This is a genomic window from Shimia litoralis, assembly GCF_005518135.1.
Classification (GTDB): domain Bacteria; phylum Pseudomonadota; class Alphaproteobacteria; order Rhodobacterales; family Rhodobacteraceae; genus Shimia_E; species Shimia_E litoralis.
In genome coordinates this window covers 23,019-48,347 of sequence record NZ_SULI01000017.1, presented here as the reverse complement: position 1 = coordinate 48,347, position 25,329 = coordinate 23,019, and the positions used below count along the sequence as shown (strand labels likewise).

Sequence of the window (25,329 nt, the reverse complement as noted above, 5' to 3'; positions counted from 1 at the left end):
CTATATGAGTCTCAATCGACCTGAAGTTTCAGCCCCATTTCCACCCCCTCCATGGAAAAATACTCGGGGGGGTCCGCGAATTTTTCACAGCTTTTCTGAGCAGGTCGAAAATTCACCGCCATACAGCTCTGGTCCGCCAAACATAGGGCTGCACACACCTCGTAGGTTGCGGCATCGAATGTTTCATATGCGTACCCTTCAAATCCCTTTCCTTTGCGATGCTTCATGATCGCAGCTCGCGAATCCTCAATCATATCAAAGGCGACGTCAGCCTTGAGATAGGTCTCTGCTTTGGGGTGAAGGCGCAGCTTGCTTTTGACGGCATCTTGTCCCTTGAGAAAACAGATGTTGTTCCAACGATCCATCGTCAAACCGATACAGCTTTCATTCCCCAGACATTGAATCGCGCAATCATTCACATCCTCTGTCTTGAGGCTGCCAATATCGCCTCCGGGCAAATCACGCCGATAATATGAAATAAGCTTGAAATATTCCCACCCCTCTTCGTCTTTATCCGTCCGCGCGGGGCGCAGAACGGCCAACCGCTGTTCGGCGCTTTTGGGAAGCTCATCAAGCGTTGTATCAAATGAAAACAGATAGATCGGATCCAGACTGCGGTGCTGAAGCACATCGCGTTCTTGGCTCCACGCATCAAGCATTGCCATGCTTTCAGGGGGCGACGTGTAATGGACAATCCTAACTGAGATCGGAACTTTCTGGTAATAGTAATCTTCGGCCAAAAAACCGCGGACAGAATTCACATCGAATTCGACAAGGCAACCGTTCATAAAATACTTTGTTCCAGAGGGATAAGGGCCGGCAAACGCCCGAAGGGTTCCATCGACAACTTCGGCAAGGACTTGGGTTTCTTCGCGCCACGGATCATCTCGATACGAGGTCAAGAGCTCTGCGGAAGTCGTAAAATCACTGTGAATGGTCCCCGAAAGCCCACTGCCCGAAGGGTAACTTCCTTTGAGGTAGACATTATCGCACACGTTTTTAATGTGATCCGTGCGCAGCTTGATATCGAAATCGATGCCACCCACGGGGATATCTGACAGAATCGCATCCCCAACGGTATCGACAAAATACATGCTTGAGGGGTCGGTGTTCAGCCAGCGATGCAACAGATGATCGGTCATCGCACGATCCCCCCTGTCTTGAACGCGATTCACTTCGAACAATCGCGCGGCGGCGCTGATGGCTGTCTTAAAGGCCCGGTTCAAATCGCGGTCGACATACGCCTGTCCGGTTTTCAAGTTAAGACTTGGGCCATGGAAACCCAGTTTTGATCCCACCCACATGATCCGATCCATTTGTCGGGTGACATCTGTGCCCTCTAACAACGAACCACCCAAAAATGCGATTGCACACGCGGATTCGCAACGGTCGCCAGGCATGACTGTTGTGGAAATATTCGAATCCCAAATCAAATCAAAGATCGCCAATCCTTCGGACAAGCTTCCGCCCGGGCTATTTAGGCATAGCCGACGGCCAAAAGACCCTCGGGGAATTTTGTCAATTTTCGCGGCATCACCTTTGACAATTTCGCCTGAAAACTCCCAATGGCAAAAATCTGTGGTGCCCAGTCGCAACTCTCCGGCATGAGAAACCGATGCAAACCCAAGCAAGACACCAAGAAGTAGCCCTAGCATTTTCATGTTAAAATTCCTGCGTTGAATGAGGTGTTGATAGCTTGCGCCAGCGCTACAGATTCTGTCAAATTCTGACCGGATAGACGAAAAGTGAAATTCTTGTGTTTTCTGCCTTGACCGCCCTGATCTCTCAGCATAGTAACCGCGCCACAGAGTGGGCCGTTAGCTCAGCTGGTAGAGCAACTGACTTTTAATCAGTAGGTCGATGGTTCGAACCCATCACGGCTCACCACTTTGTACAAAAAGGCTCAGGCGGCAACGCCTGAGCCTTTTGCATTTGATGGACCTGCCTACTTTGTGTCGGTTTTTAGCATTAGGCATACACCTTCGATGTCAGAGCGCTAAATATGTCCGAGCACATCCCATTTCATAAAATGACGCCTGTGCGTTACCCCCAGCGAGATCACTGAAATCTGATGCAACACAGTCATTTCGCCCACAGGCATCCAATGGGCGAAACATCTCGGGCGTTACGTGCACATTTTCATCGAAATCCCGGCGTTTATGCGCCGGAATTTTGCATCAACAATGTGTAAAACTGAACTGCTAATACCATGTTTTTAATAGACAAGCGTTCATTTGCACCGTGAATTTGCGGGATATCTTCGCCGCGCAGCACAAACGGGTTAATCCGGTAACTGTCATCCGCGATCTTTGAATAATGGCGGCTGTCGGTTGCTGCAATTGTCAGGCCGGGCACAACAATCACATTGTCGAATACCTGACTAAAGGTTTGTGACAACAGTTGATACGCCGCATTGTCAGAGCGTGACACGCCACTTGCTTCTGCAGCGCTATTCTCACGTAACGACACCTCTACTCCGGTATGATCCACATGGTCGTGCACATGCTCAAGAACACCTTCGATCGTATCGCGGGGATGCAGTCGAAAGTTGACCGTTGCGACGGCTTCTTGAGGCAATACATTTTCCTTGCTTGATCCAGACAGCATCGTTGGCGCAATCGTCGTTCGTAACATCGCATCCGTGGCTGCCGACTTGGAAAGTACTGATTCCAAGACTCCGCCAAACAACCACTGGTTTGCAAAGAGAACCCGTTGAACCAACGGAAAATGCGGCCCTATACCATCAAAAAAATCTTTGGATGTATCCGTCAGCCCACCGGGCATAGGGGCCGCCTGTAAGCCCGTGATCGCCTTGGCCAATGTGCCCACAGCGGTTTCTCTGGGGGGCAGCGACGAATGCCCGCCAGCGGCTGTCGCGATTATGTCCACCGTCGCATAGCCTTTTTCCGCCACGTTAATGCTGGCCACGTCCTGACTCAGGCCCGGAATCACATCCTGAAGCACCATCGAGCCCTCGTCTAATGTCCAAGCCAGCGAGATACCTTGCTGTTCAAAATATTTGACCACACCACCGGCGCCATGCTTACCGCTGATTTCTTCATCATGCCCAAAACTGAAATAAATTGTTCTTTCGGGAACGAACCCCTGACCGATCAGACGCTCAGCCGCATGCATCATTGCAATCAATGCGCCTTTGTCATCCAGCGTGCCACGTCCCCACACCTGCCCGTCCGCAATCGTGCCTGCAAAAGGTGGATAGTCCCAATTATCAGGTGACGCGTTTGCGACAGGAACCACATCGTAATGTGCCGTCAGCAGCACGGGCTTGAGAGACCGGTCAGACCCGGGCCACATGTAAAGCGGCGTCAATTCCCCGATCATTGTCTTTTCAGTCGCTGCCTGAACATTTGGGAACTCGGCATCCAGAAAATCGACAAAATTTTGAAAATCAGCGGGGCGCTCGGACTGAGCCGTTTGTTCAAACGATATTGTCTTGAATTGCACGGCCTTGCTGAGCTGCAACGCTATTCGTTCCCCGTCCACATCCGGAAGTTCGACCGCCGCGAGCGGTTCGGGTGCCGCAGAATATCGGATTGTGTTGATTGCAAGGATCCCAGCCAGCCCCAAAATCAAAACGCACACGAGCGCGATTAGTTTTTTCCACATGGCATAGCTCCCCAGCTTTTCCAGATACTCGGGAAAAACACTATTGGGTTGGGGATGTTTCGCAAGATTTACCAAGCGTCATGGCGCACGAGTACGCATTGATGCGCGCGGCCCTTGGCACAGCCCCAAGTTCAATAATCAAACTGGTAATAGATGCCCACCGCCGTATCGGAATTGGAGTCGACGCGCCCTTTGACGGTTACGCTGTCGGTCAAATCCATATTCAACTGGATCGTGCTAAGCCCGGTGCTGTCCACACCGATATCGGTATAAATTCTCTCATTAATATACGTCCCGACGGACAGGCCGGCGTTGCCGTCCTCATTGGTCGTCAGATCAATATTGCTTAGCCCAGTAGATTTGCGAAGCTTGCCCATGAGCCCTTCTGTGCCGTGCCCGGACAGTGTTGCGGCGGCAGCGGCCAACTGCGCCGCCTGAAGAGGCGAAATTGCTGACAAATCACGCCCAAACAGCATTTGCGACAGAACCTCGTCTTCAGGAAGTTCAGGATTCGACGTGATATCAATATCCGGATCAGTCGCGAGGCCCTCGAGGATAATGCTGAAAGTTGCGTCTTTGTTTTTCGAGATTGCAACCAAGCGAATGTAAGGCACCAAGCCGCCTTCCATCCGAATAATGCCCTCATCCAAGTCAAAGCGCTTGCTTAAGAAATCTAGACGGCCGCGCACCAGATCGAATTCTCCTGTTGTCAGAACATTCGTGCTGGTCCCTGCCACTTGGAGCGCCCCATCAAATTCGGAATCGAGCCCCATGCCACGGACAAAAATTCGATTTTGCGCAACGATGTTCAGATCAAGGCCAACAGCGTAGTTGCTCGCGGATCCACCTTCGGCCTCTGGCTCTTTGATCAATCCCGCGAATGTGCGCGTGCGCAGTGATTTTGAGGGCTCTGACAGGTGCGTCACATCAGGGATGCTACTTCCACCTCCAAGATTTGAACTTATTTTGACCTCGGTTGGACCCAAGTCAATTTGCCCTGCCACATTCGGGCCAGTAGCCAGCGGGCCAGTCACAGAGATGTCGCCAGTCAACGATGTCTGAAACAGGCTGCCTAATTGAATGACCGATTGGCCCAATCCAACGGATAGGTTCGCAGCAAACGGCGGGGCCAAATCTACGGTGCCCCGCACCCCCACAGTACCACCCGCGGCCAAATTGCTGGACACATCCAAATTGGCAGACCCGCCCTGCAAAGACACTGTGGACGCGATATTCTCCAAAGCAATCTGCATGGTGGGGGCGGCGAACCGCGCGCCTTTGGTCGAAATTGTCCCAGAAATGTTTTCCGCACTCGGTGCGCCTGTCAGTTTGAGATCGAACCCTGCCACACCCGTCACTTGTTGGGGGCGGATGCTTCGGTTCGCAACGGCAAGGGGAAGTTCACCAACGATCCCGATGTCCGCCGTTTGGAAATCTTCGGCCAAGGATCCTTGCAGTTTTGCAAAAGATCCTGCCTGTCCCTCAAGGTCGGCATCCACTTGCCAGCTCTCGCCGACATGATCTGCGCGTGCGACCAAAGAGGTTTTCCCCGCAAGGCTTGAGAAGTACCGCCCAGTGTCGCCCAACACGGCATCCACCAAAACATATTCCGCGCCATCGCTTCGTAAATCATACTCGGCTTTGATCTCTGCTTCTCCAGGTGCGGTTGCCTGAAGCGTTGCATTCCGGCCCCCGCCTTCTTGTATGATGACACCAGAGACATCCACCGGTCCACTGACATCGCTGACAAACCTCTGGAGATCATCAAGAGACGCAGAATACGTCAGTCGGCCCTTTTCGCTGGATAAAGTTCCCGCGGCCTGCAAGCGAGATGCATCGCTTTCGAATGCTGCATTCTCAATTGCAATACCTGTTTGATCTCTTTGCGCTGATACCGCCAGAACGCTTTCGCCCTGCAATAGGCCATCAACGCTTGGCTCACCGACACCAAGATCAACACCCATTGCAACGACATCAACATCAAAGGCACCCGAAGATGGCACATAGCTGCCCGACATATTCGCAGACAGCGCACCAGAAACTTGGCGTTCTGTGATGACCTGAAATTTCGACAAATCCGCGAATTTCGTCTCTATTTCACCGGAAACTGTTGTCAAACCATCCACGTCTTGAACTTTTCCGCTGGCAACAAGGCTCGCAGATTTGGTGCGTGCATCCAGCGTTTGGATATTAAGTGCGCTGCCCTGTGCCCAATCCAATTTCAACACTGTCGTCATGGAATCGCCGATCGCCCCAACAATCTCTGGGTTCGAGGTTTCCATCCCGATCAAACCCAGCCGGACATTCGCCGTCAGTTGGCGCGGTTCTTGCAGTTGGATACGGCCACTGCCTTTTAGGTCAGTGGTTTGGACGATAAGCGGGCCACGCTCGAAATCAGAAACGACACCAGACAATGACCAACCATCGCCAAGCGCACTGTTGAAATTTGCAGTGAGACTCGCTCGACGGATCAATAGGTCCGGACCGGTCGTCGGCAACAATATGGGCGCGCCATCCGGTGTTTCCAGTGCAAGGTCCAGCGCAAAGCGTTCAGGCATTCCGCTGGGGGCCAAGGCCAAGTCGCCTCGCAACTGCAGCGCAGCAGCTGTAAGCAAGAGTTGATCTAGGCGCATCCGCCCGTCGGAAAACCGTCGCGCAACGGTTGTGAATGCAACATCGGGACCAAAAAAGGCACGGTATTTTGGCGCAAACAACGGAGCCAGGTCGCCACGAATATCTGCTGAAATGACCTGAATAGGGTCTATTAGAGGGCTTCCGACAGGTTGTACGGGTGCGTCAGGATTTGCGACAGACTCTAGGGCAATTTGCCCCTGAAGACGCGGCGCACCTGCACTTGCCAGTTTTATGTCAGCATAAAATGCATCAAGAGGGCCTTGGCCGACAATCGAGAGCTCGAGTGGCGGCTGGTCTGGGATTTTCAGAAGCGTTGCAACAATCCCTTGTGCATCTTCCTGAGCTTTCAGATCAATCGCAAGATCACGTGTGGCATTGGAAAAGCTGCCGGACAAACGGAAGTGCCCCTTGGCGCCATCCACGCGTTCAATGTTCAACTTGGCTTGCCCATCCCCGTCGGCCAAAGTGACCGCTCCGGTAAGGGACAGCGCAGCTGGAATGCCCATAATAGACTCGTCAAATATGGCCTTGGCCACATCAACTTCACCAATATTCACGCTGACAGGTAATTCAGGTAACGCAAAAGGCGTGGCTTCTGGCGATGGCGCGGCCGGAGCAGCCACCGGCGGACGGATCAGGTGGATTTCCTTGGCTGATAACGTGTTGATATCAATACGCCCGGCCAGCACAGCGGCTCTGTTCCAATCCAGCGTCGCATCTGTCATCCGCAACCAAACACCAGTCTCATCCGCGACGGTCAGCTCCTCCATGGTCACAACAGAGCTTAGGGCGCCCTGAAAGCCATTGATGGTGATCGTACGCCCGGTTCCAGACAGCGTATCTTCTAAAAATCGGGTCAGGCGGCTTTTGTCATCCTCTTCTTGGGCCATCGCGCCAAGCGGCAAGAGCAATGCCAGTATGAACACAAACCAGCGCATCAGAATGCCTGTCCAATACCGACATACAGCTGCCATCCGTCACCCGTATCGCCTTCGACCGGAAGACCAATGTCCACCCGGATTGGGCCAAAACCGGTATGATACCGCATCCCAAGCCCAGCGCCGGCATGCCAGTTTCCTGCACCACCCGGATTGCTGGTTTCGCCGACATATCCCGCGTCATAAAAGGCCACGGCAGAGATGCTTTCTTTGACCCGCACCCGTAGCTCGCCGGACAGCCCCACAAACGACAGGCCCCCGCTTTCAATGCCATTCACGGTCACAAAGTTCGATTGATAAGGCTGACCACGTACAGTCCCGCCGCCGCCCGAGAGAAACAACATATCCGGCGGCGTTTGAGACAGGCTCGGCCCTAAGATTGATCCAACTTGGAAGCGCCCCGCGGCAACGACCTTTTTGGTCGCGCCAAGGCCGACGTACCCCCGCAAATCGGAAAACACATAGGTCCCGGGGTCGCCGTCTCCAAATGCTGCGAACGGCATCACCTCGCCGCGTAAAAACATCCCGCCCGTAGGGTCAAGCTTATCGTCGCGAAGGTCCCACGTCGCAGCAAGTGGTATCCCAAAGTTTCGGAAGCTGCGCGCTCCGTAATTGTCACGCACGTTGCTGGCATTGAACATAAAACCGCCAGCCAAGGTGAACTGATCGGAATACACCCGCGTAACCAAAAACTTGGCCGTCACCTGTTCTATGAAATAGAGATCTTCATTAATGCGTTCAGCTTCCAACAACATCGAGACATCGCTCTCGGCGTTAAACGTAGACGGGCGCATGAGCTCTGCCGACAGCAGGAAATCGGTTCCGGGCGAATCCCCGCCGATACCGCTGACTTCCGCCCCCAACGTCAAACGTTCAGCTCCGCCGAACAAATTGCGGTGCACCCAATCCACACTTAGCGCCAAGCCTTCGCTGGATTCCAAATACGTCTCGAACTTCAAACGCCGTTTCTTGTCGTCCTCAAGAGTGACGTCAATATCCATAGAGTTGTCTGCGCCGACACTTTTAGATTCTGACACGTTTACCGATCTAAATACGCCCGTGCGCCGAAGCCTTTTTTCGGCATCTACCAGCACTTGAGGGTCGAATGTCTCACCCGACGGAAGGCTGACAATTCTACGCAATCTGCTCTCGCGCACATCGGTCGCTCCGCTAAGATTAAGTGCGCCAAACTTTAGCTTGGGTCCAGGATCAAGATGCACCGTGGCGTTCAAAGTCGCGTTGCGATGGTTCGCCGTGATCTCGTTGCCTTCTACCTTGGCTTTGGCATGCCCAACATCGCGCCACCCTTCGACACCAGCAGCGGCGGCCGTAACAATCGTCGACGTCGATGCGGGCTCGCCTTTGGCAAACCCTGTTGGCAAGGTGGTTTCCGGCGCTATGGGCGTCACCTTTGCCGTTTCAAACAGAAAAAGCTTGCCCGGTTTCACGTTAATCGTGACATTGGAAATCGATGCGATTTTTGCGAACGGGGGCAATGTCGCCGCTTCTCGACCATCCAACAACACATTCACCGTAGGGCCAAAGTACCCTTCGTCATAGAGAACAGAGACGAGCCGTTGATACTCAGCTTGCGCGGCAGCCGTAATATCTTGCACACCCGTAACGCCGTCGCGCTGCGCTGCCATCAAAATCGAGGCACTCTTCAAGCGTCCTTCGACCTCTTCCGGTGCGTTAAGCGTGACCTCAAAGGCATGTGCGACATTCGCCATCATACAAACCGCCGCGAACGCCCAGCCCGCTGCCAATGTACCTAGCCGTTTGGGCTGATGCACTCGTTTTGCCATCGTGAACAATCTCAACGCTCGATATGTATTATTTTACGGAGCATATATCAGCAAATTCTCGATCACCATAGTACAGAAGCATCTTGCTTTGGGCGCACCACGCTTCCAATTTCATATTTCTGTCGTTAGGTGTCGGGTATTGAGAAAACATCTTTCACACATTGGTGAGCATTTTGGCATTTGTGCGCACACGATCCATTCTGTTTTTCGCATGCTCCGCAGTCAGCTGCCTGCCGTTGATTTTGGTGTCTCCGCTATTCTTCATCTCACAACGTTTCATGTTTTTTGCCACGGATTTTTTCCTCAAAATCCAAGCAGCCATTCTACGATATGTCTGTGGCATCACCGTTAACATAAGCGGCACAGAGAACCTCCCCCAAGAGCCCTATCTTATTGCATCTCAACACGAGTCATCATGGGAAACGTTATATTTTCATGCGCTTCTTGGACATCCCACCATGTTCGCCAAAAGAGAAGTATTTTCCTATCCTCTGGTTGGTTTTTTGGCGCGCCGTGTCGGTCACATTCCTGTCGACAGAAACGGGTCAGTCGATGCGATGCGGACGAGCTTTGCAAAGGGTAAACAAGCTGCGCAGGCGGGGCGGAATTTGCTCATTTTTCCGACTGGCACACGTGGGCCAGCCCAGAAGGCAAAACTGCACTCTGGCGTGGCAGTTTTGTATCAACTTGTCGACTTACCTGTTGTGCCTGTGTTGGTCAGCTCAGGGCATTGCTGGCCGCCGACGTCTATTTGGAAATACGCAGGTGAAATTCGCGTACGTATCCTACCTTCTATCCCAGCCGGCATTCATCGTCGTGATTTCCTTGATCGCCTGTCCAAAGATCTAACCACACAAATCTGAACGCAAAAAAACGGGCGAATTTTAGCTGTTAACGCGCAGGTAATGACTGCGCTGATACATAGGTCGTGGGTGAGTAAAAGGTGGTGAAAATGTGTGCGCAGACAAACGTCGCGCCAGTTATCATCAAACGGAAAAAGGTTGTCAGCGCGGACGGACACCACGGTGGTGCGTGGAAAGTTGCGTATGCTGATTTCGTAACGGCCATGATGGCCTTTTTCATGTTGATGTGGCTGCTAAATGCGACAACAGAAAAACAACGTAAGGGTCTAGCGGATTACTTTAATCCCAATGTCCCGATCAACCGCATTTCAGGCGGGGGTGATGCCATGTTCGGCGGGAATAGTGTCTTTGAGGAAGAAACATTAGCGCGGAATGGCACTGGTGGAATGACCCCGATCAGGGCCTTGGATCCAAACCTTCAAGATCAAAATATGGGTGCGGAGCAGGCATCGGCAGATGACGCGAAGTTCGACAAAGTCGAAGACCTCATTCTTGGGAACGGGGGCGAAAGCCTTGTGTCTGACAACACTCTTAAACATGTCGTGACACGGCAAACAGACGAAGGTCTGGTGATTGAGATTTTTGACCTTTCTAACACCCCGCTATTTGATGGTCATAAAACGGCACCACGGCGCGTGCTTCTGGATTTGCTACGAATGATCGCCGGCACAATCCAGATTGTCGAAAATGATATTGCTATCGAAGCGCATCTGCGGTCTGAACCCATCGTCTTGGCCAACAAACTCGCATGGCCGTTATCCGGGGACAGGGCGGACAAGGTGCGCCATCTTCTCGAAGTGTTTGGCGTCGCGCCGGATCGTATGAAGCGCGTGACTGGGCACGCTGACCGTGAATTGATTTCGCGTGATCCTCGAAGCCCGCGCAACAATCGCATAGAGATCATTCTGTTGCGCAGCGACCAACCCTAAACGCAGAAGATTTTACTTGTTAGCGGCCTGTTAATGGACACGCCTTACCTGTTGCTCAGATAGATATCGATGCAGCAGAAAGGTGTATCCATGACAATTTCTTCCTCGCTCAACGCTGGGGTCGCGGGCCTGTCCGCAAACGCAAGCCGCCTCGCCGCGATTTCTGACAACATCGCCAACTCCGCGACCTACGGGTACAAACGGATGGAATCCGATTTCCATTCTATGGTGATTTCGGGCAACGGCGGTACATATTCTGCGGGCGGTGTCCGTGTGACCAACCAGCGCCTTATCGACCAACGCGGTTCACTTGTGTCCACGTCGAATGCCACAGACCTTGCTGTGCGTGGTCGCGGGATGCTGCCAGTTGCGCGTTCCTCCGAAGTTGGCGTCGGGAATGGCGATCCGCAAATGCTGCTCTCGACAACGGGATCGTTCCGAACCGACGCCAAGGGGTATCTCACAACAGAGTCCGGTCTTGTTTTGATGGGATGGCCCGCAAATGCGGATGGGTCCATTCCGACATATCCTCGCGATACAAGTGAGGGATTGGAGCCCGTACAGATCAATGTCAATCAACTGACCGGCAAACCAACCACGACGATGACTCTTGGTGTGAATCTACCTGCGACCGAGACCGAGGCCGGATCTAACGGCGCGCCACAAGATTTGTCAGTCGAATATTTCGATAATCTTGGGCGTTCTGAAACCATCAATATTGAGTTTACGCCCACAATCCCCGCCGCTGGCTCTTCGAACGAATGGACCATGAAAATTACGGACTCTGCGACGGGCACGACCTCAATCGGAGAATACACGCTGACCTTTGCAGATGATCGCACCCAAGGCGGAACGCTCGCATCTGTATCCACCATAACGGGTGGTGGATTTGATGCCGCGACGGGAAATCTGATCGTAGACGTTGCCGGCGGCCCAATGGAAATCAACATCGGTAAAATCGGTGCGAATGATGGCCTAACACAGCTATCAGACGGTTTTGCCCCGCTTCAGATTTCCAAGGACGGGACGCCCGTCGGGAACATGATGTCGGTAGAAGTCGACGCCAATGGGCTGGTTCATGCCTTTTTTGACACGGGCATGACCCGGACCATTTTCCAGGTGCCTCTGGTCGACCTCCCGAACCCGAACGGAATGGTATCGTTGGATCAACAGACCTATATTCCATCCCCCGAAAGCGGGTCCTATTTTCTCTGGGATGCTGGTGATGGTCCAACGGGCGATGTTGTGGCCTTTGCGCGCGAAGAATCTGCCACGGATGTCGCGGGTGAATTGACCGATATGATCCAGACACAGCGCGCCTACAGTTCAAATGCCAAAGTCATTCAGACAGTGGATGAAATGCTACAGGAAACCACCAACATCAAACGATAACCTTTTGAATTGAGGCACGCTTTATGAGTATCTCGAGTACATTATCCAATGCGCTTTCCGGACTGACCGCATCCTCTCGTGCTGCAGAAATTGTCTCCTCGAACTTGGCAAACTCAATGACCGAGGGATACGGCCGTCGCGAGGTTTCCCTTTCGTCGCAGTCCACAGGAAAATCGGGAGGGGTTTCCGTAAATGGCACAATTCGCCATTCGAATCCAAATGCGCTTCAGCAACGGAGGCTCGCCGACGCCGAGGCAAACCAAAATCAAACGATCCTTTCGTTTCAAGTAAATCTGGAAACCTTGGTAGGGCATGCTACTGACGATGGATCGTTAGAAAACAAGATTACAGAATTTGAAGCGAGCCTCATCACAGCAGCAAGCAAACCAGAGTCTGAACAACGGCTAAAAGCTCTTTCGCGCGACGGCACCGAACTTACAGAAAAATTCAATACCATCTCTGAAGGTATCCAAAACCTTAGAGCAAGAGCAGATGCGGCAATTGCTTCTGATGTGTCTCGATTGAACCAGCTCTTGTCACAAACGCAGGACCTAAACCGGAAAATCGCGTCGGCCCACGTCCAAGGCCATCCAACCGACGGCCATATGGATACCCGGCAACGCGCTCTTGATCAGATCTCTGAAATTGTCCCGGTGCAGTTAATGCAACGAGAAAATGGGGCAGTTGCGTTGTACATGGGGGGCGGTGATGTCTTGCTGGATACACAAGCCGTTAAGGTGGAATTCGCCCCATCAAACGTCGTAACACCCCATATGACACGGGATGCTGGCCTGCTTTCTGGGCTATCTATCAATGGCCGTGCAATCGATGCGTCATCAATGAATGGTTCTCTGTCAGGTGGGCGCTTGTCAGCACAATTTGAAGTGAGAGACGAGTTAGCTGTCAAAGCTCAAACCGACATCGACAATCTGGCTGCGGATCTTGTGAACCGCTTTCAGAACCCTCTTACCGACCAAAGCCTGTCGGCGGGGCAGGCAGGGCTCTTCACCGATCAAGACTCGTATTTTGACACCGCGAATGCAACCGGGCTTGCAGCGCGGATATCCCTGAACTCTCTCGTCGACGAACGCACAACTTCAGATTTGTGGCGACTGCGAGACGGTTTGGGAGCGGCATCCGCGGGTGACAAAGGTAATGCGGACTTTTTGCATCGCATGAAGAGTGCGCTCGGCCAGACAAGCGGTCTGTTGAGTGGCACAAACGCGACAATCTTTGGGCAAGCATCGCAATTGGCGTCTTCGCTGGGTGCTGACCGAATTTCTGCAGAAGAAGTGTCAACCGTGTCTGAGACAATACGTGCCAGCCTCAAAGAGGCCGAATTGTCGGAGGGCGTCGACAATGATCACGAACTTCAGAACCTACTCTTGATTGAGCAGGCCTATGCGGCCAATGCCAGAATTGTACAAACCGTCGAAGAGATGATGGACACACTGTTAAGGATTTGACCATGGGAATGACCAGCATCGGAAACTTGACCCAACATTATATGTTGCAACGTCAAAACACCTCGATCAGAAATCAAATGATGTCACTGACGCAAGAGCTCGCGTCAGGTCTCAAAACCGACCCAGGACACACAACCACAGGCGGATACACGCCGCTGTCTGAAATAGATCACGCGCTCAAAGTCTTGGCTGGTTTCGACAATTCCATTGCCGAAGCCCGTGTAGAAACAACAATATCTCAATCGACCCTTGAGACGTTACAAAATAAGTCATCAGATATATCGAGCACCCTGATTACCGCCTCGTCGGATACGTCGTCGACCATCGGTCCAACGGTTTCAAAATTGGCCATCGAAGAGTTCAAATCCGTCGTTTCTCTTCTGAACACTCGGATCGGTGACAGCAGCCTGTTTGCAGGGGCTGCAGTAGATCAACCAGCCTTGGCCGCACCAGATAAGATTTTGAATTCGCTAAAGACACCCCTTGCAGGGGTCGTCAGTGTTCAAGGTTTCAAAGACCGTCTGGATCAATGGTTTTCAAGCACGACATCCGGTTTTTCTGTGGAGGCATACCAAGGCTCAGAGCATGCCGCGTCCGGTTATCAGCTGGGAGAATCTGATATGGTATCTTTTGCCTTCCGTGCGGACAGTTCTGAGGCACGTGACATACTTCATGACTTGGCCTTGGCCGGATTTGCATCAGATTCAGAGTTCAACTTTTCCGCAGCCGATCGCCAACACCTCCTTAGATCCGCAGGTGAAAATCTGTTGGCAAGGCAAGCTGATCTGACCAGCATCCGGGCCGATCTGGGCTATGTGCAAGAACGAATAGATGAAGCGGGTGTTAAGAATGCTGCGGCGACATCAAGCCTCAAAATTGCTCTGTCAGAGATCGTCTCTGCCGATCCGTTCGAAACTGCGGTCAAGTTGCAGAATACGCAGACACAACTTCAAAGTTTGTACACCGTGACAGGACGCATGTCACAGCTTTCTCTCGCCGGATATCTGAGATGAGAGTGAGAATATTCCTAGTTTTCCTGTTCTCTTGTTTTGGCTTTGCAGCATTTTGCAACGAAATTCGGATCAAAGACCTAGTCGAGTTTGACGGTGTTCGCAGGAATGATCTCGTTGGGTATGGCCTGGTCGTCGGTCTAAACGGAACAGGCGACGGGCTTCGCAATGCACCATTTACCGAAGAACTCATGACGAATATCCTTGAGCGCCTCGGTGTAAACGTAAATGGAGAGCAATTTCGCCCAAAAAATGTGGCGTCGGTCTTTGTGACCGCGGCCTTGCCTCCATTCTCGCGATCCGGCGGGCGCATTGATGTCACAGTATCGGCTATTGGTGACGCCAAAAGCCTGTTAGGCGGGACACTGATAATGACCCCATTGAACGCCGCAGATGGGGACATATACGCCGTAGCGCAAGGAACCATCATTGCCGGGGGCGCCTCGGCCGAAGGGGAAGCAGGCACCGTTACGCAACGCGTCCCCACATCGGGTGTCATCCCATCTGGCGGGCGTGTCGAACGTGAAGTCGAATTTGATTTTTCGAGCTTAAGTAGCCTTAGATTGGCTCTGAGGGAGCCGGACTTCACAACAGCCGGGCGTATAGAGCGCGCCATCAACTCTGCCTTTGGTCGGCGTGTCGCCTTGATGTTGGACGCAGGCACAGTCCAGTTGGACATTCGGGCGACCGGGCAAAAGTCGCCAGCGCATGCAATAGGCAAAGTGGAAAACATCCTCGTCCAACCCGAGCGCAAAGCCCGTGTTGTTGTCGACCAGCGGTCTGGCACAATTGTGATGGGCGAGGATGTTAGAATTTCTCGTGTCGCTGTTTCGCAAGGTAACCTGACTCTTCGTGTTCAAGAAGCACCTTTGGCAGTTCAACCCACCCCCTTTGCGAATGGCCGGACCGTTGTTGTACCTCGTACGACCGCAACTCTTGACGAAGACGAGGGGGTTGCCTTGGCTGAAGTTCCCGGCGGGACTTCGCTTAGCGAAATCGTTTCCGGGCTGAACGCCCTTGGAGTGTCACCCAGAGACATGATCGATATTCTAAAAAGCATTAAGGCTGCGGGCGCTTTGCATGCTGAATTTATTGTAAGATAGTCGACGTTTTTGCCTAATTATCTCAGTTTTCGATACTTAACGCACATCTCTCGGCGTTCCAAATTACAGCATACGCAAATCTGATGGCCGGCATCTGAATGATAATTGCCACGGGTTTGTATCCGCTTCCGGTTTTTCCCAAAGTTCAATTGAAACAATATTCCTCCAATGTTAGGGAAGGCTAACATCAAAACCCAGTTCGCCAACTCACAAGCAAAGCGGCTGGTTCGCCTATATTGAAAAGGTTGTAACTCACTATGAAACGCATTTTGCTTCTTATTGTATTGGCAATTTCGGGCTGCTCTGAAGCATTCACAACCTTCCCTACAGAAGAAAAAAAACAAGCCGAACTTACTGGTGATGTAAATATCGTTCGAATTTCCAGCAAAAACATCGGCGGTTTTCATAAGACCAGACGTTCCTATCAACGCACCAGCCTCCCAAAAGTGACCGATTGGTCCTATTTGATCGGCGTCGGAGATGTGATTTCGGTATCTGTTTTTGACCACCCTGAGCTGAACCTACCGTCGTCGGGGGCGAACCAGAGCCAACCCTCTGGCTTTCGCGTGCAATCGAATGGGGCAATTCACTATCCATTTATAGGTGAGGTACAAACCGCTGATCGATCGGTACAGTCGGTCCGGCAAGAAATTTCCCAAAAACTGCGTGCATACATTACCGACCCACAGGTCGATGTGCGCGTTCTAGAATTCAACTCGCAAGGTGTCGTTGTGAGTGGCGAAGTGGAGTTACCAAATCGTCAACCTTTAACAACTGTGCCCCTCACCTTGCTTCAGGCCGTGAATGCGGCCGGCGGATGGACCGAGTTTGCCGAAATTTCAAAGGTCACGCTGCGCCGTAACAACAAGGCCTACAGCGTAGATTTGCGTGGTTTTCTTGAAGCCAATATTTCCGAGAACAATCCCGTGTTGATCGCAGGCGACGTTGTGCATGTTCCTCTGCGCGAAAACGAAGAGGCCTTCGTGATGGGAGAGGTTCTGAGAAATGGTGCCGTTGATGTGTCGAGTGAGTTGGTATCTGTGACGGCCGCAATTAACGAGGCTGGCGGCGCGCGAAATGTGCGATCCGACGCGCGCGGTGTGTTTGTGTTTCGGCAAGCAGGCAGCAAGATGAGCGTGTATCAATTTGATACCACATCACCCGAAGGCTGGCTCTTGGGCACAAAGTTTACACTTGCGCCTCAAGACGTTATTTTCGTCACGCGCTCTCCGCTGCAGCATTGGAACGACACAATAACTCAGTTGTTGCCGACCGTATCAGCCATCAGCTCTCTTGAGACGCTGCAGGCGAACTTTTAGTGATCAAGTTTTGAGATTTAATTATGATTAAAAATGTTCTTGTTGTCTGCGTCGGCAATATTTGCCGCTCCCCTTTGGGGGAACGCTTGCTGCAATCAAAGGTTCCGGAGCTCCACGTAACTTCGGCTGGAATTGGGGCATTGGTTGGAAAGCCAGCTGACGAAACCGCGTCCGAAGTTGCAGCAGAACACGGAGTTTCTCTTGATGGCCACGCCGCGAGACAAGCAACTGCAGAGCTTCTTGGCGCTGCAGATTTGATTTTGGTTATGGAAGCTGGGCACAAAACAGCCGTCGGAAAGATCGCACCGCAAATTATGGGGCGCGTGATGTTGGCGGACCATTGGTCCGGGCCCTCAGATGTCGCCGACCCCTACAAAATGTCTCGTGAGTTTCACGAACATGTATTCACCCAAATGAACTCCGCAATGGATCAGTGGGCCAAACGACTTTCAGCAAATACTGGCAGCTAAATGAGCAATTTTACTTCTGGGCCATCGAGCCAACAAGATGACAGCGAGTTAGATCTTGGACAAATTTTTGGCATTCTTTGGGATGGCAAATGGAAAATACTCGTCGTCTGCTTTCTTGCCGCGTGTATCAGCGCGTTTATCGCCCTAAATACCCCGCCAGTCTATCAAGCAAATGCGTTGCTTCAACTCGAAGAACGAGCCGGGCAAAATCCATTTCCGGGTGGTCTCGAGGATTTTGGCGGTAACGCTCCACAAAGCGTGACCGAAATTGAGATCATCAAATCGCGGTTGGTCTTGGGGCAAGCCGTTGCGGAACAGAACCTTGATTGGGTTTCTTACCCACAAAAATTACCGGTATTTGGCCATATTCTCTCAAAATTTGGGTTGTTTGGATACAGCCCAGAGTTCTTACTTCCGTATGCGCAAGCTGATGAAAAGATTGAACTCAGCTTTTTGCAGGTTCCGCCAGAGTGGCTAAATCTACCATTGATACTAACGAAGACACCTCAGGGGTATGACTTGTTGCTGCCTGATACGCGGACAGTATCAGGTCAAGTTGACACGCTTCTAGTTGATGAACAGTCGGGTTTCTCACTGTTGGTAAGCCAGCTCGTCGGGCAGACGGGCCGCAAGTTCGAGATTTTTCAACGCAGCGAAGCGGCTGCCATCTTTCATCTTCGTTCAAGTCTCGCCGTATCAGAACATGGTCGAAAATCGGGCATTCTGAATTTCACCTTCAACTCTGGCAACAAAGGTGATGCACAAAGAGCCCTTCGCGCCATTGTGAATTCATATCTGCGCCAAAACATTTCACGCAATTCTGCCGAAGCCGAAAACAGCCTGCAATTTATTGAGGCGCGCATCCCGGAAGTACGCACAATTGTCGACAACGCAGAAGCCAAGCTCAAAAAACTGCAAAGTGAGCGCAATACCCTAGACTTGAGTTTTGAAACACTTTCACTACTTGAGCAAATGACACAGATCGAAACTGATTTGGCGGCTCTTGCGACAGCGGAAGAAGAAGTAAAGAGAAAATACACGCCGAACCATCCCGTATACAAAGATTTGCTGGTTCAAAAGGGATCGCTAGAATCTCGGCTGGCTGCGCTAAAAGAAAAGTCGCTGGACCTTCCTCAAACCCAGCGCGAGGTCTATGATATTACGCAAGAACTTGAACTTGCGAGAGAAACCTACAGCAAACTTCTTATTCGGGCTCAGGAACTGCGGGTCGTAAAAGCAAGCACGATCGGAAATGTTCGTGTAATTGATCAGGCCCAAACCGCGACACAGCCAGTGGCTCCCAGTAAATCAAAAATTGTTGCACTGGGTACTCTCGTGGGCTTGATCGTTGGATTTGCTCTTACGTTCATTTCAGAAATTGCCAAAACGGGCATTTCAAAAAGCTCCGACATTGAAGAGTTACATCTTCCTGTTTTTGCCGTCGTGAATAAGGTTGCGGAAAAGAAACCTACAAAAATTAACGGCGTCAAAAAGTGGTCTCTTATTGCGGAGGACGACCCGACAGACATCGCGGTGGAAGCCTTTCGGAGTATGCGGACTAGTCTTCATTTTGGGATGCTCGATAGAGCCTCAAAGACGTTGGCAATTACTGGCCCTTCACCGGAGATTGGGAAATCCTTTTGCGCTGCCAACCTAGCAGCCGTGTCAGCGCAAGCAGGGCAACGCGTCTGTCTGATCGACGCGGACCTGCGTCGCGGCCAGATGCGGAACTACTTTGGCCTTCCAAAATCCCAAGTCGGGCTGTCAGAATATCTGGCAGAAGAAAAGACCCTAGAAGAAGTGTTGGTGCCATCAAGCGTTTCGGGCCTTTCGACAATTACGACAGGCACTTACCCACCCAACCCGTCTGAGCTGTTAATGCGCCCTATGTTCTCAACCTTGTTGACCAACCTTGCCAAGTCGTTTGATTTGATCATTGTTGACTGTCCACCTGTATTGGCGGTGACCGACCCAATCGTCATTTCCAAACATGCAGGCATGACGTTGGCTGTTGTACGTTACGGGAAGACCACGCAACGCGAAATGCAAGCCATTATGAGAGACTATGAGGTTGCCGGCGAGACGTTCTCTGGTGCAATTTTCAACGCTTACGAACAACCTAAACGTCAAAGCTATGATAGCTATGACTATCGGTACGCATACGACAAACGCAGTTAAGATATTGGGCTGTGTACATGTTGTAGACAGCCCCACACCGCGACCTAGGCATCTTATATTTGCCCGTCTGCAGCAAACTTCAATGCATTCGCCGCACCTTCTTCAACATCATTTCCAGTATTCTGGCTTCCAAAAAATCACGGAATTGGAATGATCCCTTCCGCTCAGAGTAAGCTCCTGATTCAGACAAACTTCACAACCTTTTTTATGGAGTATTTGACCTGTAATTCTCCACTTTGCGGGCCATCCTCTGTCATCATCTTGTTCACAAATGCGCAGTCCCTCCACAGAACCGATATCCCTTTGGTGAAAATCTGACTGCGGCCCTCCGACATCAGGTTGGCGTACTTGGCGTATTCTTCGGCGTTGTTGAAATGCTGTTGCCGAACGGCTTCCTGCTGGGCCTTTTGACGGAAGTCAGAATTATATTTGAAATGACCAAACAAAAGATCTCGCTGAGCGAAATTGACACCATTCACAAAATGTAATCCCGCTGACAACTGCATCCACGGCTGATATTTCAGCAACGCGACTTTTTGGGCTACGAACAAATCAGAGCGAGAGCCTGGCATGAGGCGATGCCGCAGCGCGCTCGTCCACGTTTTCATATTGGAATATGGCCCTCGCCCAAGAACGTTTGCTAGAAAGGGCTCTTGATCGACAAAGCCTGCTTGGTCAAATGGGCTTAGTTTTCGAAAGTCTGCGCACTCCAAGGCACCTTTGGGATACATATCCAACATAAAGACACGCGCAGCATCTGCACCCTGGAAGTCCGGCATAGAGAGAAGGTTCTCGAGTGGTGCTTGGTGGGTTGGCTCCCAGAACAACAGCTCGTCCGCGTCGGCCACCAATGACCATTTCCCAACACGGAAATTCGCCATCAGCGCCTGTTGCCACGCGACGCCGTAATAAGACAAATTATAGTCTGTATCGACCGAGAACACAGAAACATCTGGTTGATCGACCAAATACTCGAGCGTGCCGTCATCCGAACATAATAGGGAATGTCTCCACTCTCGGCAAAGCGGCTGAATTCTCGCGTACAAACAGAATCCTCGTGACGTTCCCAAGGCGCAAAATACTTGTGTTCGGTAATTCGCGTATAGGGGACGTCCAAGTCGGCATAGTTCATCACAGCACACCCTTGAAAGTCGCCGTTCACAGAGAAGGTTTCAAAATCAAGCGTCCGATACCCCAAACGCCCCAAATCATGTCCAAAATATCCATCCAACGCGCCCGAGTAAAAGACATGTGTATACGCACGGGCAAGTTCGCGTTCAAATCGACACCCCAAATGAACGGTAATATTTTCATGCCGTAATATGGACTGTACCATTTCGGTGTACCCATTCTCGGGCATGCCTTGATACTTGTGGAAGAAATAGTTGTCATCATACGTGAAGCGCACGGGAAGACGCTTCAGTATGGACGCAGGCAAATCCTTTGGATGATACCCCCACTGTTTCTCCGTGTATCCCTTGAAAAATTGCATCATACAGCTCTGAACCAATCATACGCAGGGCCTGATCTTCAAAAGATTTTGCGATCCGTCTGGTCTGTTCTGATCGGGTCTTTATGAACGCACGTGCTTCGTTGGGTCGCATCGACGTGCCAAAGAACTGATTGATCGTGTGCAGGTTAATCGGCAACGAGAATACCCGATCATCAGAGACGGTTTTGACCTGATTTTTGAACGGGCGAAAATGCGCAAATCGATTTACATAATTCCACACTGTGGAATCGTCGGTGTGAAAAATGTGCGGCCCATAGGCATGCACCAATACGCCAGTCTCGGGATCTCGCTCGGTATGACAGTTTCCGGCGACATGCGCACGTGCCTCTAGAACCGTGACCTTATATCCAACCTCTGCCAGAGACCTCGCAATCACCGCACCAGAAAGCCCTGCCCCAACCACCAAAATTGTATTGCTGCGTGACATATTCCACCTTCTCTTGCCCGAGATTCGCTTCTTGTCCTCAATTGATACTGCCTCACCCTTTACACAGAGTGAAAAGGGGCCTGACTTCTTGGCTGATGCCCAGAATTGTAGGTAGTTTTCACTTTTCCGCCCAAATTTCGCACTGGCTTTGCCCCTTGCACAAGTCACCCTGACCAAGGTGAGAGAAATGGGGTGAAGTATGAGGCTTCAGTTAGAAGGACGCATTGGGAGCGAGCCCGATGCGCTGAACATAGACATACGCAATATCGGAACTTATTCGCAAAACGGTGAGCACTACTTGTATACCGCCACGGGTCGAAATGGTGGCATAAATGTCTACGCGTTATCTCAATCAGGAGAATTTCCAACATCACGAAACAGTCTCTATTATAGCGAAAATCTTCAAAATTCGCTAACCGACGCTACTGAGTTAGTTCAGATTGGCGCTACTCCAAATCTGATTTTTGCCAGCGATCAGGACCACCTCATTGGCGCGACGCTCACAAATAGCGGAGGCCTTGGAACAGTATCGAACATAGACATCTCGCATCTTCAATCCGCAGAGATCTCGTCATTAGAATCCTTCGCACTCGCGAATGGTCATGCGCTTTACATCGCGGATCAGGCAACGGGTAAAATTCAGGCGTACACAGTCGCGATAACGGGTGAAGTCTTGCGTATTTCAGAGACAAATACACGGGAAAATGGGTCCGCCGATCAGGGGCAAATCTTGTTGGCATCCGGTCAGTTTTCGCAAACGAGCCTTCTCGTCGCTGCGGGTCCAAGCACCCAAACGGTGACAAGCTATCGGATCAACTCGGCGACAGGTGCGCTGACACACCAAGGCACCTCGGGTGCAGTGGATGGCCTTGGAATTGATGCGCCGTCAGCGCTGGAGGTCTTGACCGCACATGATCAAAACTGGGTTATCGTTGCTGGAGCAGGCAGTTCATCCCTGTCGGTCATGCGCCTAGAGACGAATGGGGCTTTGATCGCGACAGATCACATTATTGATTCACTGACGACTCGTTTTCAGGGCGTCCAAGCAATGTCAGTCGTCCAAGTCGAAAACCAAGTTTTTGTGATTGCCGGTGGTGCTGATGACGGTCTCAGCTTGCTAACATTGTTGCCCGACGGTCGGCTTGTGCACCTGCAAACGCTCGTCAACTCGATCGGTTCCGGTCTCGAAAACATCTCAACGATTTCTGCCACCCACGTTGGAAACGACATCCAAGTGTTTGCCACCTCACAAAGTCACTCAGGGGTCACACAGCTCAACATTCCATTGGATCAGATCGGCATGGTCAAGACTGGTCGTGAGGATGGTGGAACAGTTCAATATGGCACACAGCGCGCGGACCTGTTGGTTTCAGGAGGAGAAGATGCCGATACCCTTGTCGGGCTCGACGGAGACGACATTCTCGTCGCCGGGCATGGCAACACCGCGATGACCGGCGGCTCGGGCGCTGATCTATTTGTCATGTGGGCCGGTGGGTACCACGTGACGATCACGGACTTTGAAAACGGTGCGACTGTTTGGATCTGTCTCATTTCCCAATGTTACGCCACACTTCGCAGCTATCATTCGTGGCGACGTCAACTGGCGCACTTATTTCCTTTCGAGACGACAGCCTGACCGTAAATTCAAAATCTGGAGGGCCGCTTAGTATCTCGGATATTTTCCCCAGAGGCTTGGACACACCTGATCGAAGTTTCGTACTGATCGACCCTGACGGCGAATCGTTGGCATCCGCATCGACGGGTGGCTTCCTCAAGGGAACCGACGGCAATGACAGCGCCACAGGTAGTGCCACAAATGACACGATATGGACCCAAGCCGGCGATGACACTGCCAAAGGCTTGGCTGGCGACGACAACATTGGCGGGGGCGATGGTGCAGACCACCTTGAAGGCGGCTGGGGGCTCGACACGATTTTTGGCGGAGCCGGCGATGACACATTGTACGGAGATGGCGGGATCGACAATCTCTGGGCAGGGTCGGGACGTGATCTAATTTTTGGCGGCGCCGGAGACGACAACATTGGCGGCAGCACGGGTGACGATGTAATCTGGGGAGAACTCGGTCGTGACCTGATCTTTGGTGACTGGGGGGATGACACCGTTCACGGAGGTGATGGGACTGATACACTTTGGGCAGGTGGCGGGCATGATCTGGTAAATGGCGGCAGCCATGACGACGCCATTGGGGGTGGTACCGGACATGATACCCTTAATGGAGATTCTGGAAACGACATTCTCTTTGGCCACACAGGCGACGACCACATGAATGGCGGCGACGGTGACGATACCCTTTGGGCCTGGGATGGGAATGATACCCTGGAAGGTGGCGCAGGAGGTGACGTGCTGGGAAGCGGGCGCGGCGATGATCTGATGACAGGCGGCTTGGGCGCAGACACCTTTATTTTTGGCGACAATTACGGGCAGGATCGTGTGACCGACTTTACGCCAGACGAAGACCTACTTCAGATTTACGACCCAACAATGGCTTTTGAAGACCTCATACTCACCGCGACACCTGCGGGAGTACGGGTCAACTATGGAGGAGGTGAAATATTTCTGGATATGGTGAACCCAGAAGATTTGTCAGCATCCGATTTCTTGTTTGCGTGGTGAGACCACCGCCGGCAAAATAAACATTAGTGTCTAATATGGGAAAAATCACGAATTTTCCCAAAATGGCGACCCCTTGAAAGCAGTTTGAAAAAGTAACCTCGACACCCTATGCGCACTCTGCGCATCCATCGCCGTGGTCGAGGTGACGTAGGTAGAAAGCGCAAGCCCGTAGCCATCAACATATAAATATCAGACATTATTGGTAACCGCCCGATTGGCACCGCCTGCCTGATATTGGCCTGATGGTTTAAGACACGTGCATAGCGACGTCGTTAGTGACGTGTCTTACGCGGAGGGTGCTATGCGGGGTGAGGTTTTAGGTGTTGAGCGTCGGCGGCGCTGGAATGACGATGACAAGCTGGCGATTGTTTCATCCGTTGGAATTGACGGGGCGACGGTCACGCATGTTGCGCATAGGCACGATGTGACGCGCCAGCAGATTTACAGATGGCGGCATGAGCTTAAGAAGAAGGGGTTGTGGCCCACCGGCGAAGGCGCAGTCTTTCTGCCAATTGATTTCCATGTTGCAGAGGAATTGACATCAACGCCCGAGCCCGAGCCCACGCCGCCGTCTGGCGTGGAACTTTCTTTGAGCAATGGGCGTTGCTTGCGATTTGATACTGCGGTGGACGCAGCAGCGCTGACACGCTTGATCCGGGCGGTAGAGGCCGCGTGATTGGTCCGGGAACCGGGGTTCGGATTTATCTGGCATGTGGGGTTACGGATATGAGGAAGGGTATCGCTGGCCTTTCGACACTTGCTCAGGATGTGCTGCGTCAGAAACCTGCCAGTGGTGCGGTGTTTGCGTTCCGTGGGCGACGCGGGGATCGGCTGAAGTTGCTTTACTGGGATGGTCAGGGGTTCTGCCTGTATTACAAGGTTTTGGAGCGAGGTCGATTTCCATGGCCGAGCGCTAAAGAAGGCTCTGCCCGTTTGACCTCCGCACAGCTGGCGATGCTCTGGGAAGGGATCGATTGGCGGCGTCCTGATTGGGGTGCTCCGCCTGCGCGCGTCGGGTGAT

General features: G+C 52.0%; 18 protein-coding genes, 1 tRNA gene and 1 pseudogene. 14 read left to right on the top strand and 6 right to left on the bottom strand.

Going from position 1 to position 25,329, the window contains the following annotated elements; all coding sequences use genetic code 11:
- Nucleotides 1–11: 11 nt before the first annotated feature.
- Nucleotides 12–1,661: a PAN domain-containing protein gene (locus FAP39_RS13000; protein WP_138016831.1), complete on the bottom strand. Its 1,650-nt coding sequence runs from the start codon at nt 1,659–1,661 to the stop codon at nt 12–14.
- A 150-nt stretch (nt 1,662–1,811) separates the two neighbouring features.
- On the opposite strand from FAP39_RS13000, the gene FAP39_RS12995 reads away from it, so the two are divergent.
- Nucleotides 1,812–1,887, top strand: a tRNA-Lys gene (locus FAP39_RS12995).
- A gap of 270 nt (nt 1,888–2,157) precedes the next feature.
- On the opposite strand, the gene FAP39_RS12990 is transcribed toward FAP39_RS12995, so the two are convergent.
- From FAP39_RS12990 to FAP39_RS12980, 3 genes are all read right to left on the bottom strand, one after another.
- Nucleotides 2,158–3,627, bottom strand: coding sequence for a M20 family peptidase (locus FAP39_RS12990; RefSeq protein WP_138016830.1), 1,470 nt, complete (start codon nt 3,625–3,627; stop codon nt 2,158–2,160).
- 131 nt (nt 3,628–3,758) lie between these two features.
- Complete coding sequence (locus tag FAP39_RS12985) at nt 3,759–7,235, bottom strand: translocation/assembly module TamB domain-containing protein (protein WP_138016829.1); 3,477 nt, start codon at nt 7,233–7,235, stop codon at nt 3,759–3,761.
- Complete coding sequence (locus tag FAP39_RS12980) at nt 7,199–8,932, bottom strand: autotransporter assembly complex protein TamA (protein WP_171006853.1); 1,734 nt, start codon at nt 8,930–8,932, stop codon at nt 7,199–7,201. The genes FAP39_RS12985 and FAP39_RS12980 overlap by 37 nt, the downstream gene beginning before the upstream one ends.
- Before the next feature lie 350 nt (nt 8,933–9,282).
- Here FAP39_RS12980 and FAP39_RS12975 point away from each other — a divergent pair, with 350 nt between their 5' ends.
- The 9 genes from FAP39_RS12975 to FAP39_RS12935 all read left to right on the top strand — a co-directional run bounded on the left by FAP39_RS12975 (nt 9,283) and on the right by FAP39_RS12935 (nt 19,734).
- A complete protein-coding gene (locus tag FAP39_RS12975; RefSeq protein WP_138016827.1) occupies nt 9,283–9,867 on the top strand; it encodes a lysophospholipid acyltransferase family protein in 585 nt (194 codons plus the stop codon).
- An 89-nt stretch (nt 9,868–9,956) separates the two neighbouring features.
- Nucleotides 9,957–10,796: a flagellar motor protein MotB gene (locus FAP39_RS12970; RefSeq protein ID WP_138016826.1), complete on the top strand. Its 840-nt coding sequence runs from the start codon at nt 9,957–9,959 to the stop codon at nt 10,794–10,796.
- Between the two features lie 90 nt (nt 10,797–10,886).
- The gene (locus FAP39_RS12965; protein ID WP_246059144.1) at nt 10,887–12,188 is read left to right on the top strand and encodes a flagellar hook protein FlgE; all 1,302 of its coding nucleotides are present in this window, start codon (nt 10,887–10,889) and stop codon (nt 12,186–12,188) included.
- Nucleotides 12,189–12,211: 23 nt separating this feature from the next.
- The gene (flgK, locus tag FAP39_RS12960) at nt 12,212–13,654 is read left to right on the top strand and encodes a flagellar hook-associated protein FlgK (RefSeq protein WP_138016824.1); all 1,443 of its coding nucleotides are present in this window, start codon (nt 12,212–12,214) and stop codon (nt 13,652–13,654) included.
- Between the two features lie 2 nt (nt 13,655–13,656).
- Nucleotides 13,657–14,667: a flagellin gene (locus FAP39_RS12955; protein ID WP_138016823.1), complete on the top strand. Its 1,011-nt coding sequence runs from the start codon at nt 13,657–13,659 to the stop codon at nt 14,665–14,667.
- On the top strand, nt 14,664–15,767 hold the full coding sequence (locus FAP39_RS12950; RefSeq protein ID WP_138016822.1) for a flagellar basal body P-ring protein FlgI: 1,104 nt from the start codon (nt 14,664–14,666) through the stop codon (nt 15,765–15,767). The genes FAP39_RS12955 and FAP39_RS12950 overlap by 4 nt, the downstream gene beginning before the upstream one ends.
- Before the next feature lie 257 nt (nt 15,768–16,024).
- The gene (locus tag FAP39_RS12945) at nt 16,025–17,086 is read left to right on the top strand and encodes a polysaccharide biosynthesis/export family protein (protein WP_138016821.1); all 1,062 of its coding nucleotides are present in this window, start codon (nt 16,025–16,027) and stop codon (nt 17,084–17,086) included.
- 23 nt (nt 17,087–17,109) lie between these two features.
- On the top strand, nt 17,110–17,556 hold the full coding sequence (locus FAP39_RS12940; RefSeq protein WP_138016820.1) for an arsenate reductase/protein-tyrosine-phosphatase family protein: 447 nt from the start codon (nt 17,110–17,112) through the stop codon (nt 17,554–17,556).
- Complete coding sequence (locus tag FAP39_RS12935; protein WP_138016819.1) at nt 17,557–19,734, top strand: polysaccharide biosynthesis tyrosine autokinase; 2,178 nt, start codon at nt 17,557–17,559, stop codon at nt 19,732–19,734.
- A 182-nt stretch (nt 19,735–19,916) separates the two neighbouring features.
- Here FAP39_RS12935 and FAP39_RS12930 read toward each other — a convergent pair whose 3' ends face one another.
- Together FAP39_RS12930 and FAP39_RS12925 are read right to left on the bottom strand one after the other, a co-directional pair.
- Nucleotides 19,917–20,678, bottom strand: a complete 762-nt coding sequence (locus tag FAP39_RS12930; protein WP_171006852.1) for a glycosyltransferase family protein — start codon at nt 20,676–20,678, stop codon at nt 19,917–19,919.
- A 32-nt stretch (nt 20,679–20,710) separates the two neighbouring features.
- Nucleotides 20,711–21,674, bottom strand: a pseudogene (locus tag FAP39_RS12925) (UDP-galactopyranose/dTDP-fucopyranose mutase family protein); the annotation flags it as partial.
- 673 nt (nt 21,675–22,347) lie between these two features.
- Here FAP39_RS12925 and FAP39_RS12920 point away from each other — a divergent pair.
- The 4 genes from FAP39_RS12920 to tnpB all read left to right on the top strand — a co-directional run bounded on the left by FAP39_RS12920 (nt 22,348) and on the right by tnpB (nt 25,328).
- Nucleotides 22,348–23,310: a calcium-binding protein gene (locus FAP39_RS12920; RefSeq protein ID WP_171006851.1), complete on the top strand. Its 963-nt coding sequence runs from the start codon at nt 22,348–22,350 to the stop codon at nt 23,308–23,310.
- The gene (locus FAP39_RS12915; protein WP_171006850.1) at nt 23,262–24,308 is read left to right on the top strand and encodes a calcium-binding protein; all 1,047 of its coding nucleotides are present in this window, start codon (nt 23,262–23,264) and stop codon (nt 24,306–24,308) included. The genes FAP39_RS12920 and FAP39_RS12915 overlap by 49 nt, the downstream gene beginning before the upstream one ends.
- Nucleotides 24,309–24,609: 301 nt before the next feature.
- The gene (gene tnpA / locus FAP39_RS12910) at nt 24,610–24,984 is read left to right on the top strand and encodes an IS66-like element accessory protein TnpA (RefSeq protein ID WP_138016815.1); all 375 of its coding nucleotides are present in this window, start codon (nt 24,610–24,612) and stop codon (nt 24,982–24,984) included.
- Nucleotides 24,981–25,328 (top strand): IS66 family insertion sequence element accessory protein TnpB, encoded by a 348-nt coding sequence (gene tnpB / locus FAP39_RS12905; RefSeq protein ID WP_212743426.1) that lies wholly within the window; start codon nt 24,981–24,983, stop codon nt 25,326–25,328. The genes tnpA and tnpB overlap by 4 nt, the downstream gene beginning before the upstream one ends.
- Nucleotide 25,329: the final 1 nt, after the last annotated feature.